Genomic DNA, 13,165 nt, shown 5'->3' with positions numbered 1-13,165 from the left:
GCGTTCAGCGGTAATCCTGCGCGTCGTCGGCGGCGGCGCGCAGCAGGTCGGACAGGAAATCGGGATCGGCGGAATGGACCCTGTTCCATGTCGGGATGAAGGGGCTTTCATGTGGGTTTTCCAGAAAGATCTGACCCGCGCGGATGATGTTCTCGGCAAAAAGTTCGACCGATTTCTCTTCCTTGTGACGGTCCAGAGACAGGCCGTTCATCTTGGCGTCGTTGTAATAGCATTCCAGCAGGTCGAGCGCCTGACGGTAATAGGTCGCCTTGAGCGTGCGGAAGAGATTGGGCGTGAACACCGTGCCGTCCGAGGCCAGTTTGCGGAAGATCGCCTTGCAGATATCCGTGGACATCCGGCTGAGGCCGCGATTGGCGTCTTCGGGAGACAGCTCCTGATGCTTGTGGTCATAGGCGTCGGATATGTCCACCTGACAGACCGATTGCGGTGCAAGGTTGCGCCACGCCTCTGACAGCACCCCGATTTCCAGACCCCAATCTGAAGGGATGCGAAGATCGGGCAAGGTCGAGGTGCGCATCGCGAATTCGCCCGACAGCGGATAGCGGAAGCTGCGCAGGTAATCGAGGTAATCGCGGTCCCCCACCACCTTCTTGAGCGCGATCAGGAGTGGGCTGACCAGAAGCCGTGTCACCCGGCCATTCAGTTTCTGCCCGTCGATGCGGGGATAGAACCCCTTGGCCATCTGATAGGGAAAGGACGGTTGCGCCACAGGATAGACCAGCCGGGCCAGCATCTCGCGGTTATAGGTCAGGATATCGCAATCATGGATCGCCATGATCGCACTGTCCGCGCAGGCGATCAGGTAGCCCATGCAGCCCCAGACATTCTTGCCCTTGCCGGCCTCTTGCGGCGCAAGGCCAAGCGCATCGAGACGCTGGCCGAGCGCGAGCATCCGGGGGCTGTCGTTCCAGATCACCATATGCTTTTGCGGCAGGCGGCTGAAAAATGTCTGCGCGTGGCGAAACTGGGCTTCGTCGGCCTTGTCCAGCCCGATGATGATGCGGTGCAGATAGGGCACCGTGCACAGCTCATCGAGGATCGCGGGCAGGGCGGGGCCTTCGAGTTCGGAGTAAAGGCATGGCAGGATCAGGGATATCTTGCGCGTCTCGGCGCAGGCGGTCAGCTCATAAGTCAGATCGTCTAGCGTACGGGTGCGCAGGTTGTGCAGTGTCGTGATGCTGCCGTTCTGGTGAAAATCAGCCATGTGCCTTGCGCTCTCCGATCTTGCCCAACTCGGTCAGCAGTGCCATCACGGCCTGCGCCCAGCCTTCGGGGCCTTGCTTTTGCGTCCGCCTTATACGACCGCGCGCTTCGCCCGGGAGCGGGGGAATTGCGGGGGCGGCGGGGTTGTTCACGATCACGCCGAAATCGGCTTTCTGCAACATTTCCAGATCATTGGGCGCATCGCCAAGGGCGATGGTATGGGCCGGGTTGCAGGTGGCGATGATCTCGTCCATGCGGTCGGCCTTGGTGCCGCCCATGGACAGGGTCAGGAACCGGCCACCGCGACGGGCGGTCAATCCGGCCTCGGACGCGGCATGGAGAAAGGTCTGGAGATCCCGCTCGGTGCCCGACCAAAGCCCCGGTTCGCTGAACCGCCTGTCGCGCGCCAGAGCGGCTTGGGCGGGGGGCAGCCCGGTCAGGCGGCTGATCTCGGTTGTCGTCATGTCACCGAAGCCGCGAAACCCTGACGGCAGATCGGCGAGGACCGCGCGGATTTGAAGGTAGATCCCTGCATCGGGCGTGTCGGTCTGCCCCCCGGCGAGCAGCCCGCCGCCATTTTCGACGATGGCGGGCCAGTCGGGAAATCCGATGGCGTCACGAAGGCCACATACCTCGGCGGCTGTCTTGCTGGTGGCCAGCACGAGGCCGGCGCCCAGATCGTGCAAAAGGTTCAGGGCGGGCAGGGCCGGACCCCAGGAATAATCCTGATGATCCAGCAATGTTCCATCGAGATCGGAAAAAACAACGATGTCAGCTGCGTGACCCATTTCCGAACTTTAGACCACTTCCCGACCAAGTGCGAGACCCAAGCGGGACAAGGCGTCAGTCGGACGACATCTGTGCCGTCGGGGTAGAGCGCGAAATCTCCCATTCTTCGTCGGACATCTCTTCGATGACGCCATCGAAAAGGGGCGTCGACAAATACCGCTCGCCGGTATCGGGCAGCATGACCAGCATCACCGACCCGTCGGGCGCGGTCTTTGCCAGATCCATCGCCACGGCGAAGGTCGAGCCACCCGAGATGCCGGTAAAGATGCCTTCTTCGGCGGCAAGGCGTTTGGACCATGCGATGCCGTCGGCACCGGCGACCGGGACGAGCGAGTCGTAATTCTGCTTGTCGATCGCTTCTTGCAGGACATAGGGGATGAAATCAGGCGTCCAGCCCTGGATCGGATGCGGCTGGAACGAGGGATGGCTTTCGGTGGGCTGATGCGCCTCGTTGCGGGTGTTGACATAGCCCGAGGCGATCAGCGCGGCATTGGCCGGTTCGCTGAGGATGATCTTGGTCTCGGGGCGTTCGCGTCTGAGAACCCGCGACACGCCCGACACGGTGCCGCCGGTGCCATAGCCGGTGATCCAGTAATCGAGCCGCGCGCCCTGAAAATCGTTGATGATCTCGCGGGCGGTGGTGGCCTCATGAATCGCGGCGTTGTCGGGGGTCTCGAATTGGCTGGCGAGGAACCAGCCGTTTTCCTCGGCCAGTTCCTTGGCCTTGGAATACATGCCGAAGCCCTTCAGCGCCTTGGGGGTCAGCACGACCTTGGCGCCCAGAAACCGCATCAACTTGCGGCGCTCGACCGAAAAGCTTTCTGCCATTGTGACCACCAGAGGATAGCCTTTGGCGGCGCAGACCATGGCAAGCCCGATGCCGGTATTGCCCGATGTCGCCTCGACCACGGTCTGACCGGGTTTGAGGCGGCCATCGGCCTCGGCGGCCTCGATGATGTTCAGCGCCAGCCTGTCCTTGACGGAGCCTGCGGGATTGAAGGCTTCGAACTTGACGTAGACGGTGACGTTTTTCGGTGCGATGCGGTTGATGCGGATGACGGGCGTGTTTCCCACGGTGTCCAGAATGCTGTCATAGCGCTGCCCCCGTCCTTCGGTGCGTCTGATCGTCATGGTATGTCTCTCCCCTTCGCAAAAATGTAGCCGTGGCAGGCGGTGCGGCAATGCGATGCCGCCGGTCCGCGAGACCCGCGAACCGGCAGCTTAACATGGATCACGCCGCGCTGCGCCCGGTCAAAGCGTGATGATCGTCGAGCCGGTTGTCTGCCGTCCTTCGAGGGCGCGATGCGCGTCCGAGATCCGCTCCAGCGGGAAGGTCTGACCGATATTGACCTTGACCGCTCCGCTTTCGACCTTGGAAAACAGATGGCGGGCCATGTCCTGACAGCGCTCATGGTCCGCGAGGAAGGTGAACAGGGTGGTGCGGGTCAGTTTGAGCGAGCCCTTGGCAGCAAGGGTCAGCAGGCTGACGGGTTCGACAGGACCTGAGGCATTGCCGAAGGACATCATCATGCCAAGCGGCTTGAGGCAATCAAGCGACGCGGTGAACGTGTCCTTGCCCACGCCGTCCATCACCACATCGACACCTTTGCCATCGGTGAGTTCCTTGACCTTGGCGACGAAATCCTGATCGCGGTAATTGATGCAGGAGGTGGCGCCGTTTTCGAGTGCCAACTGGCATTTCTCGTCGGTGCCCGCGGTGCCGATCAGCTCGATCCCTTCGGAGCGCGCCCATTGGCAGGCCATCAGACCGACGCCACCGGCGGCGGCGTGGAACAGAACCTTGTCCCCGGCTTTCAGAGGCCAGACACGGTGAAAGAGGTATTCCACGGTCATGCCCTGCAGCATGATCGCGGCGGCATCCTCGAACGAGATCGCGTCGGGCAGGGGGCAGACCTGTGCTGCGGGCATGACACGGGCATCGCAATAGGCGCCGGGCGGTGTCGCGGCATAGGCGGCGCGATCGCCCGGCTTGAGATGGGTGACCCCCTCGCCCACGGCCTCGACGATGCCGGCGGCTTCCATGCCGAGCGCATGGGGCAAGGTCAGCGGATAAAGACCGGTGCGCTGATAGACGTCGATGAAGTTGAGGCCGCAGGCCTTGTGCGCGATCCGGATTTCACCGGGGCCGGGCGCGCCGACCTCGGTTTCGACGAGTTTCAGGTTTTCCGGACCACCGGCCTGTTCAATGACAATGCTGCGCGACATATGTATTCTCTCTTCCTTGGGGTGATGCGGCGGAGATCGTCCCGCCATTCCCGCCGGAGTTAAGTGCACTATGTCGCGAATGGCAATGTGTTGAACGCAATCGGCACTCGGCAAAGTCACAGGAGGATGTCATGGCACACGAGACGAGATTATACGGTTTCGACGGGTCCACTTATGTGCGTACGGTGAAGATGGTTCTGGCCGACAAGGGCATGGAGTACCAGCAGGATCAGATCAATGTGCTGGCGGGTGAGCCGCACAAGCCCGAGCATCTGGCCCGCCATCCGTTCGGCAAGGTTCCGGTGCTCGATATCGACGGGATCCGGATTCGCGAAACGGATGCGATCTGCCGATATATCGAGGAGACGCGCCCCGAACCGGCCTTGATCCCGGCCGATCCCCGGCACCGCGCGGTGATGAATGAGGCCATCAGCCTGATCAATTCCTATGGTTATGGCGCGTTGGTCGGGGTTGCGGGATATCATCTGTTTCCCGATTTCATCGGCGGCCAGAACGAGGATGCGCGCGCTGATTGCATCGCGAAGTCAAAGACGCTGCTGTCGCTGCTGATGGCCAACAAGGGCGATGCCAAATGGCTTGCCAGCGATCAGCCGACATTGGCCGACTACTTCCTTGCGCCCATCATGTTCTATGTCTCCCTGACGCCGGATGCCGAGACGCTTCTGAGCGTTCCGGGTGTTTCCGAGTGGTGGAGCGCGATGCAGGAGGTTGCCGCTTTCGGATCGACGGAGCCGGATCTTGGGTAAGGCCCTTCCAGAGCCGCGCGCGTGATTGCCACGCGCGCGGCTGGTCTTGCCTTTTGTAGTCTTTCCTTTCCCGGCCAAGATGCCTGCATGATGCAGCAAGGGCACATGTCGGCAGGGATTTTTGCCGGGCACACACGTTTAGCGGCAAATGTGCTATACATAGGCTTAGGGGGCGCATGCCTCCTACCTCCCTGTTAGACTGGCCGGCTTACTCGAGCCGGCCCTTTTTTCGCGAAAGCGGCGCCAAGCGGCCCGGTCTGCGCGCGTCTGCGCCGGGTCGGATCCGTGAATTGATCTCGACTGCTTGACCCTTGCCGCAGCTTGGAATATGCCTCGGCCTTGCCGAGCGGGCGTTGTGTAATGGTAAGACCCTTGCCTTCCAAGCAAGAGATGCGGGTTCGATTCCCGCCGCCCGCTCCAGCTTATCGGGACATCTGTTTGCACCTGCGGCAAATCTGGCCCCTTGACCCCACGCGCCTCCCCGGCCAAGTAACGTGACCGTAAAGGTCAAGGGAATGGAAGATGGTGCGCAAAGCTGAAAATGGCGCCGATATGCTGGAGCGTGACAAGTCCAAGGACATGGGTGCGCTTGGCGAGCTTTGGCCATTTCTCAAGCCCTACAAAACACTTCTGGGCGCGGCCCTTCTTGCGCTGGTTCTGACGGCGATGGTGTCGCTGGCGTTGCCATTGGCGGTGCGCCGGGTGATCGACAATTTCGGGGTGGAAGACAGCGGCCTTCTGGACCTTTATTTCATGGCCTCGCTTGGTATTGCCGCATTGCTGGCGATCGGCACGGGGCTGCGCTATGCGCTGGTTACGCGGTTGGGCGAACGTGTGGTGGCCGACATCCGCAAGGCGGTGTTCGATCGGGTGATCGGAATGAGCCCTGCCTTTTTCGAAAAGATCATGACCGGCGAGGTTCTGAGCCGGATCACCACCGATACGACGCTCATCCTGTCGGTGATCGGGTCGTCTGTGTCGATCGCGCTGCGCAATCTGCTGATTTTTGTCGGCGGTCTGATCTTCATGATGCTGACCTCGGCCAAACTGACCGGAATGGTGCTGCTGATCGTGCCGCTTGTGATCGTGCCGATCCTGACCATGGGCCGCAAGCTGCGCAAGCTGAGCCGGGAAAATCAGGATTGGATCGCCAACAGTTCGGGCAATGCATCCGAGGCGCTTTTGTCGGTTCAGACCGTGCAGGCCTTTACCCACGAAGATGCCAGCCGCGGACGTTTTGCCGATGTGACCGAGGAAAGTTTCGACGCGGCCCGTCGGCGCATCATGGTGCGTGCGGCCATGACGATGATCGTGATCTTCCTCGTGTTCACCGGCATTGTCGGCGTCCTGTGGATCGGTGCGAATGACATGCGCTCAGGGGACATGACGCCCGGTTCGCTGGTTCAGTTCGTGATCTATTCGGTCATGGTGGCGGGCGCCGTGGCGGCCCTGTCCGAGATTTACGGCGAGTTGCAGCGGGCCGCAGGTGCCACGGAACGGCTGGTTGAATTGCTGCAGGCGGAAGATCATGTGAACGACCCTGCCAACCCCGTTGCCCTGCCGCGCCCGGTGCGTGGTGAGATCAGCTTCGAGAATGTGCGATTCGCCTATCCGTCGCGCCGCGAAACCCCGGCGCTTGACGGTTTCGATCTGAAGGTTGCCGCCGGCGAGACGATCGCTCTGGTCGGACCGTCGGGGGCGGGAAAAACGAGCGTGATCCAGATGATCCAGCGCTTTTATGACCCGGATCAGGGACGTGTCCTGCTGGACGGGATTTCCCTTGCCGACATGGAGCGCCGGGATTTCCGGCAGGACATGGCACTGGTGCCGCAAGACCCGATCATCTTTGCTGCCTCGGCGCGCGAAAACATTCGCTTCGGCCGTCTGGATGCCACCGATGCCGAGGTCGAAGAGGCCGCGCGCGCAGCGGCGGCACATGATTTCATAGCGGCCCTGCCGGACGGCTATGATACCTATGTGGGCGAACGTGGCGTCATGCTGTCCGGCGGGCAGAAACAACGCATCGCGATTGCGCGCGCCATCCTGCGAGATGCTCCGGTGCTGTTGCTGGACGAGGCGACCTCGGCGCTTGATGCGGAAAGCGAGCGTGCGGTGCAAACGGCGGTCGAGGCGATGGCGCGCACAAGGACCACGATCATCGTGGCGCACCGTCTTGCCACGGTGAAAAAGGCTGACCGTATCATCGTGATGGACAAAGGCCGTATCGTGGCTCAGGGCACGCATGAGGCCTTGGTGGCGGAAGACGGGCTTTACGCGCGTCTCGCGCGGCTGCAATTCACCGATGGTCAAGCGGCCTGAGCGGGGTGCGGCAGGGTGTGATCCCGCCGGGCAGGTTGTGAAGGGAACCAGATGATGAAGATCGCGACAGCGGCCTATCCGCTTGATCCCGTGCAGACCTGGGACGCGTATGCCGCCAAGCTGGAGGAATGGGTGGCCGACGCCGCAGGGCAGGGCGCAGACCTGCTGGTTTTTCCGGAATATGGCGCGATGGAACTGGCGATTCTGGACGGCCCGGAAGCTGCGGGCGATCTGGAACGCTCCCTGCATGCGGTGTCGCGCTGGTTGCCGGAGGTGGACAACCTGCATTCCGAGTTGGCGGCACGCTACGGGGTGCATATCTGCGCCGCCTCGGCCCCCGTTTTCGATCTGGATCACGGCACAAGGCCGGTCAACCGGGCCAGGCTGTTCACGCCGCAGGGGGGCTGCGGGGTTCAGGACAAGCAGATCATGACCCGTTTCGAGCGCGAAGACTGGGACGTGATCCCCGGTGGCCCTTTGCGGCTGTTCGACACAGCCCTTGGCCGGATCGGTATCCTGATTTGCTATGACGTGGAATTTCCGCTTTTGGCGCGTGCCCTGTCGGATGCCGATGTGATCCTTGCCCCGTCCTGCACCGAGGCGCTGGCGGGCTATTCAAGGGTGCGCATAGGGGCCATGGCGCGGGCGCTCGAGACGCAATGTGTCGTGGCCATGGCCTCGACCGTGGGCGATGCCGCCTGGTGCCCTGCGGTGGATGAAAACACGGGCATGGGCGGTATTTTCGGCCCGCCGGACACCGGGTTTCCGCCAACAGGCGTGATTGCCGAGGGTGTGTTGAACAAACCCGGCTGGACCTTTGCAGAGATCAGGCCCGCGGCTGTCGCGGCTGTGCGGGTCGAAGGCGTCGTGCTCAACCGCGCGCACTGGACAGAGCAGCCGGAACGCGCCGAGAAAGCCATAAACCTGAGCCTGCGTTGATTATAAGCTTGAAAAACACGGCGAATGGCCCCATTTAAGGCGCGGTCCGCACACAGGCGGATTCCATAACGAAGGAGATATCATGGCCAAGGAAGATACGCTCGAATTCCCCGGTGTCGTGAAGGAACTCCTGCCTAACGCGACGTTTCGGGTCGAGCTTGAAAACGGCCATGAGATCATCGCGCATACGGCAGGCAAGATGCGCAAGAACCGCATCCGCGTTCTTGCGGGCGACAAGGTTCAGGTGGAAATGACGCCCTATGATCTGACCAAGGGTCGGATCAACTATCGCTTCAAGTAAGCTTTTGACTGAATGCGTTTGATCCTCGGATCCGGCAGCCCGCGCAGGCGGGAGCTGCTGGCTCAGATCGGGGTGGTGGCGGATGACATCCGCCCGCCCGACATAGATGAAACCCCACGCAAACAGGAATTGCCCCGCCCCTATTGCGCGCGCATGGCGCGTGAAAAGGCGATGGCCGTGGTTGCGGATGCCGGGGATATCGTTCTGTCTGCGGATACAACGGTGGCCCTTGGCCGCCGGATCATGGGCAAGCCCGCGACGGCCGCAGAGGCGGCGGAGTTCCTGCTGGCCATGTCCGGTCGCCGGCACAAGGTGATCACCGCCGTCGCGGTGCGCCGGGGGGAGCGGCTCTGGGAACGGGATGTGGTGACCAGCGTCCGGATGAAGCGCCTGTCGGATCAGGAACTCAACGCCTATCTGGCGACTGGCGATTGGCAGGGCAAGGCGGGCGGTTATGGCATTCAGGGACCGGCCGGCGCCTTGATTCCCTGGATCGAAGGCTCGTTCACGGCGGTGGTGGGTCTGCCGCTTTATGAGACCGCAAGCCTGCTGCAGGCTGCGGGCTACCCTGTATTCGGAGGATGGACAGCATGAAGGGCCGGCTGATTGTGCTGGATGATCTGAACGGCCATGAGGCGGCGGCCCTGATGGTCGATGGGCGGCTGGAGGATCTGTTTCTCGACAGTGAAGGAGTAAGGACAGGCGCGATCTACCGCGCTGTGGTGGATCGTCCGGTCAAGGGGCAGGGAGGCGTCTTTGTCCGCACCACCGATGGCATGGGGTTTCTGCGTCAGGTGAGCGGGCTGCGCCCCGGTCAGGCCGTTCTGGTTCAGGTCACCGGCCAACCCGAGCCGGGCAAGGCCCTGCCGGTGACCTCCAGGTTGTTGTACAAAAGCCGCTACGCCATCGTCACGCCTGACGCGCCCGGGCTGAACGTGTCGCGCAGCATTCGCGACGAGGATCGGCGTGATGCACTTCTGGCCATCGCCCATGCCGAGATGGCGGGGGCCGAGATGGGCCTGATCCTGCGATCCTCCTGCGCCGAGGCCAGCGATGACGACATCGCCGATGATATCCGCGCCATGCATGATCTGGCGCAAGCCGTGGCCGAGGATGCCGAGGGCGCCGGGCCGGAAAAGCTGACCGAAGGGGACGGGCCGCATCTGCTGGCATGGCGCGAGTGGACGGATGCGGCCGAGCTGGACACGACGCCGGGAAGTTTCGCCGCGCATGGCGTGCTTGATCAGATCGAGGCTTTGCGTCAGCCGGACTGTCCGCTTTCGGGCGGGGCGTCCATGGTGATCGAGCCGACCCGCGCCCTGATCGCGGTGGATGTGAACACCGGTGGTGACATGTCGCCGGCATCGGGCTTCAAGGCCAATCTTGCCGCTGCAAAGGAGCTTCCGCGCCACTTGCGCCTGCGCGGCCTTGGTGGGCAAATCGTGATTGATCCCGCGCCCATGCCCAAGAAGGATCGCCGGCAGTTCGAAACCACGCTGCGCGCCGCTTTTCGGGCGGACCGTGTCGAAACGGCCCTTGTCGGATGGACCCCACTGGGCCATTTCGAGTTACAGCGCAAACGCGACCGCATGGCTCTGAGCGAGGTGGCCGAATGACCTGTCCGATCTGTCAAAAGCCGACCGACACACGCTTTCGTCCGTTCTGTTCGAAGCGCTGCGCGGATGTGGATCTGGGGAAATGGTTTGGGGGTGATTATGCGGTCCCGTCCCAAGACCCCGAAGATATCGAGCGCGCTTTCGAAGAGGCGGAAAAAGAGCGGGCGAAACCACATTGAAAATTTTGCCAATCCCTCTGGACACGCCGTGCGCGCTCGCCTAAGACACGCGCACCCGAACGCTGATGCGTTCCCCATGCCCGGGTAGCTCAGGGGTAGAGCAGTGGATTGAAAATCCTCGTGTCGGTGGTTCGATTCCGCCCCCGGGCACCATTCAAACGCTTGATATTTATCGATATTCATTCTTGAGACTCTCAGGGTTTGACAGTTTATTTGATGGGTTTGACAATTTTTGATCGGCGTTCGTTCTCCTTTTCTAGTGTTTCCATCGTGATCCGATTGCGGTCCGCAAGGTTGGCGGACCGTGAATAGTGGCGAGCCATTGCCAGGGTTTTCTGCCCCAGTAGGTCCGCAATCTGGCGTTCCTCAAGTCCCGCCTCGCGGAGCGTTGTGGCCACGGTATGCCGCAGCCCTTTGAGGGTCAGGCCTGGTTGAACCGCTTCCTCGGCTTCCAGCTTTTTCTTTAAGCGGTGCCATACCGTCGAAAAGCCGTTGTAGGTCCAAGGCTTCCCGGTTGATGTGGCGAGGATTGTCACCGCGTCGTGGGCTGGTGCGGCGTCCAGAGCCGCTTGCAGCGTCGGGGAGATAGGAATGGCGACCTCATGCCCCGTCTTGCCTCGGACGCCCCAGATCGTCTTGCCGTCGATTTGGCGACGGGTCAGCTTGAGTGCGTCGGACGGATCAAGGCCAGTGTTCATAATTAGCGCGACCGCCACACGGACGTGGGGGGCAGCTCGATCCAGAACAACGCTGCGTTCCTCGATTGACCAAGGCCGATTGGCATAGGGTCGATCTTTCGGGCGCGGTTTCGGAATGACGCCCGTCGCATAGTCTTGGTCGATCAGGCCGCGCGGTATGGCGTGGCGAAAAACTTGGCTCAGGAAGGTGCGGACCATGTTTGCCCGCCGCCAGCCGATCTTTCCCGCCGCCTTGTCATGGATTGCCGACACAAGGGGTGTCGTGATTACGGAAACGGGCGTGTCGCGGATCGGGTGCAGGAAGTCAGCACACTTGCGATAGTCTCGCTTCGTTGCATCCGCAAGATTGCCAAAGTGCTCAGTCTGGAAATAGGCCTTGATTAACCCGCCAAGCGTTCCGGGCTTAAGGGCTTGCGCTTTCCGCGCCTCAGCAATGGCCGAAATACGGGCACATTCCGCGAAAAACCCAGCGGATCCCAGTGGAGTTTTCTCCAAGTCAATCTTGTGGCCAGTGGCTCGATGGTAGCAACGGGCTTTCCCATGCCGGTCATCGAATATCTTGAAGCCTTTTACCTTAACCCGCGTCATTATAACTTTCCAAGAATGACGTCCTGCGTCGCCATCTCAGCTCCTTCTTTCATTGCATCAATCCAATTGTCCAAGTCGCGCTTGTCCCAAAGGATCGTGCCTGGGCGGATTTCTATTGGCGGGACGGGACACGTTGCCTTGAAGTGCTTAAGGGGCAAACCTGTATAGACTGCGGCCTCAGACTGTTTCAGCATCCGCTTTTCATTAACGTTAATTGTCAGGTTAGCGTTGGCCACTGCTAGCGTCTCCCTCCTTTACGCTCGACAGGTCTATAGAGTTCGAAAAAAAGGGCCTTCCGGTACCAATTTTTTGAAAGGTCTAATTAACACTAATTGTGGCAGGTTACTTTCCGCGAGGGCGCCAAGCATCACTTCGCTCCAAACTCAGATGCAATAGCCTCGATTTCTCCATACGAAATCTCGCGCATGACATGCATGCCCTCCATATCAAATAGGCCTGCAAACCCTGACCTAGACCATGCGGTCATGTCCCCTTTGGATTTTATTTCGTTCATTTTGGTAAGATGAAGTGGCGTGAAGTATATCTCCAAACCCACGCCCTTAACGATCACATAAGCTGGTTTTTCATGGACGATGTATCTTACTCCAGCGATTTTCTCACCGAGTTCTGCACGATCCGGCCCCGAGCATACTAAATCAATTAAGTAAACCAGGAAGTCTTCGGCGGTATTTTCTCGTTCAAACCCGAGAAGCTGAATTAAGCTTGCAGCTTCTATCTGGTCGAACTCATCATTCTGGAATTGACGGAAAATCTTGAAAGTTTCGACTACACGATTTGGTGGAGCGCCCGTCATTAGAGCAAGCGTAAGCCTTGCTGCATCGCGCTTTGTCATGTCGGGTGCGTTCACACCACGTGCACCTGTCGTTAGGAGGCCGGCTTCACGAAGTCTGCGCGCAACAAAACGAACAGTCGCCTGTTCAATGCCAAGCGCATTCGAAACGACTTTTATTAACTGACCGGATTTCATTCTCTAATTGTGCATCACACACTTAGGGGGTGTCAACGAATTTATTAGTAATTGTATTTATCATTTGGGCGTCGTGGTCCAACGGGGCATACGCCGCGATTTTTCAGCTCGTTCATCATCGACAGCCAGAACCTCGCCCCCTCGTTCTCGGCGATTCACAGGCCCAGAACCTCACGATGGTTATCACGGGTGACGCCGAGGGCGACTTAGGCTGCGTTGGGCACTGGGCTTGAACCAATGGCGGCTCGATAGCTCACTCTTGACCGTCCGGCTGTCAGCATCCCGTAGGATTATCCCGTATTTTGGAGCACTACAGAATGGCTTGAAAACGAAAGAAGCCGGATGGCTGGCAGTTCTTGGCTTGGAGCGGATGTTTTATGCGGGCTGCTCGGACAGGACCTTGCGCGCTATCCGAAAGCACTCGAGCGCCTGGGGCACGCCACAGTAGATGCCGATCACGTGAATGATCGCGCGGATTTCGTCCTGGGTGACGCCGTTGTTGAGGGCGCCGCGGCAGTGTGTTTCCCACTC

14 protein-coding genes, 2 tRNA genes and 1 pseudogene are annotated in these 13,165 nt (G+C 60.5%); 9 read left to right on the top strand and 8 right to left on the bottom strand.

Annotation, left to right across the window (positions count from 1 at the left end; all coding sequences use genetic code 11):
* Positions 1-4: 4 nt before the first annotated feature.
* The 4 genes from F3H35_RS17865 to F3H35_RS17850 form a co-directional block, all read right to left on the bottom strand.
* Positions 5-1,225, bottom strand: a complete 1,221-nt coding sequence (locus F3H35_RS17865; RefSeq protein WP_149780894.1) for a glycosyltransferase family protein — start codon at positions 1,223-1,225, stop codon at positions 5-7.
* Positions 1,218-2,012, bottom strand: coding sequence for an HAD-IIB family hydrolase (locus F3H35_RS17860; RefSeq protein WP_149780893.1), 795 nt, complete (start codon positions 2,010-2,012; stop codon positions 1,218-1,220). Before F3H35_RS17860 ends, F3H35_RS17865 begins: the two co-directional genes overlap by 8 nt.
* A gap of 55 nt (positions 2,013-2,067) precedes the next feature.
* On the bottom strand, positions 2,068-3,144 hold the full coding sequence (locus tag F3H35_RS17855) for a PLP-dependent cysteine synthase family protein (RefSeq protein ID WP_149780892.1): 1,077 nt from the start codon (positions 3,142-3,144) through the stop codon (positions 2,068-2,070).
* Between the two features lie 120 nt (positions 3,145-3,264).
* Positions 3,265-4,239, bottom strand: coding sequence for a quinone oxidoreductase family protein (locus F3H35_RS17850; protein WP_149780891.1), 975 nt, complete (start codon positions 4,237-4,239; stop codon positions 3,265-3,267).
* A gap of 131 nt (positions 4,240-4,370) precedes the next feature.
* Between F3H35_RS17850 and F3H35_RS17845 the strand changes: the two genes are divergently transcribed.
* The 9 genes from F3H35_RS17845 (at position 4,371) to F3H35_RS17805 (ending at position 10,513) form a co-directional block, all read left to right on the top strand.
* The gene (locus F3H35_RS17845; RefSeq protein ID WP_149780890.1) at positions 4,371-5,006 is read left to right on the top strand and encodes a glutathione S-transferase family protein; all 636 of its coding nucleotides are present in this window, start codon (positions 4,371-4,373) and stop codon (positions 5,004-5,006) included.
* Between the two features lie 346 nt (positions 5,007-5,352).
* Positions 5,353-5,426: transfer RNA gene (locus F3H35_RS17840), tRNA-Gly, on the top strand.
* 102 nt (positions 5,427-5,528) lie between these two features.
* Positions 5,529-7,325 (top strand): ABC transporter transmembrane domain-containing protein, encoded by a 1,797-nt coding sequence (locus tag F3H35_RS17835; RefSeq protein WP_149780889.1) that lies wholly within the window; start codon positions 5,529-5,531, stop codon positions 7,323-7,325.
* Positions 7,326-7,379: 54 nt separating this feature from the next.
* Positions 7,380-8,264, top strand: coding sequence for a carbon-nitrogen hydrolase family protein (locus tag F3H35_RS17830; RefSeq protein ID WP_149780914.1), 885 nt, complete (start codon positions 7,380-7,382; stop codon positions 8,262-8,264).
* Between the two features lie 82 nt (positions 8,265-8,346).
* Positions 8,347-8,565, top strand: coding sequence for a translation initiation factor IF-1 (infA, locus tag F3H35_RS17825; RefSeq protein ID WP_005978431.1), 219 nt, complete (start codon positions 8,347-8,349; stop codon positions 8,563-8,565).
* Positions 8,566-8,577: 12 nt separating this feature from the next.
* On the top strand, positions 8,578-9,159 hold the full coding sequence (locus tag F3H35_RS17820; protein WP_149780888.1) for a Maf family protein: 582 nt from the start codon (positions 8,578-8,580) through the stop codon (positions 9,157-9,159).
* Complete coding sequence (locus F3H35_RS17815; RefSeq protein ID WP_149780887.1) at positions 9,156-10,181, top strand: ribonuclease E/G; 1,026 nt, start codon at positions 9,156-9,158, stop codon at positions 10,179-10,181. Before F3H35_RS17820 ends, F3H35_RS17815 begins: the two co-directional genes overlap by 4 nt.
* Entirely contained in the window at positions 10,178-10,360 is a 183-nt protein-coding gene (locus tag F3H35_RS17810) for a DNA gyrase inhibitor YacG (RefSeq protein ID WP_007813034.1), read from the top strand. The genes F3H35_RS17815 and F3H35_RS17810 overlap by 4 nt, the downstream gene beginning before the upstream one ends.
* A gap of 78 nt (positions 10,361-10,438) precedes the next feature.
* Positions 10,439-10,513: transfer RNA gene (locus tag F3H35_RS17805), tRNA-Phe, on the top strand.
* Between the two features lie 56 nt (positions 10,514-10,569).
* Here the strand turns inward: F3H35_RS17805 and F3H35_RS17800 are convergent.
* The 4 genes and pseudogenes from F3H35_RS17800 to F3H35_RS17780 all read right to left on the bottom strand — a co-directional run.
* Positions 10,570-11,646 (bottom strand): tyrosine-type recombinase/integrase, encoded by a 1,077-nt coding sequence (locus F3H35_RS17800; protein WP_149780886.1) that lies wholly within the window; start codon positions 11,644-11,646, stop codon positions 10,570-10,572.
* Positions 11,647-12,013: 367 nt separating this feature from the next.
* Positions 12,014-12,634: a hypothetical protein gene (locus F3H35_RS17790; protein ID WP_149780884.1), complete on the bottom strand. Its 621-nt coding sequence runs from the start codon at positions 12,632-12,634 to the stop codon at positions 12,014-12,016.
* Between the two features lie 89 nt (positions 12,635-12,723).
* Positions 12,724-12,840: pseudogene (locus F3H35_RS19080) on the bottom strand (transposase); the annotation flags it as partial.
* 169 nt (positions 12,841-13,009) lie between these two features.
* On the bottom strand, positions 13,010-13,165 hold a 156-nt coding region (locus F3H35_RS17780; protein ID WP_188130030.1), incomplete at its 5' end, for a carboxymuconolactone decarboxylase family protein.

Origin of the sequence: Roseovarius litoreus (genome assembly GCF_900142765.1) — a bacterium.
In the GTDB taxonomy this organism is placed as follows: domain Bacteria; phylum Pseudomonadota; class Alphaproteobacteria; order Rhodobacterales; family Rhodobacteraceae; genus Roseovarius; species Roseovarius litoreus.
The sequence above is the reverse complement of the archived record's forward strand: the minus strand, read 5'-3'. Positions and strand labels throughout refer to the sequence as shown.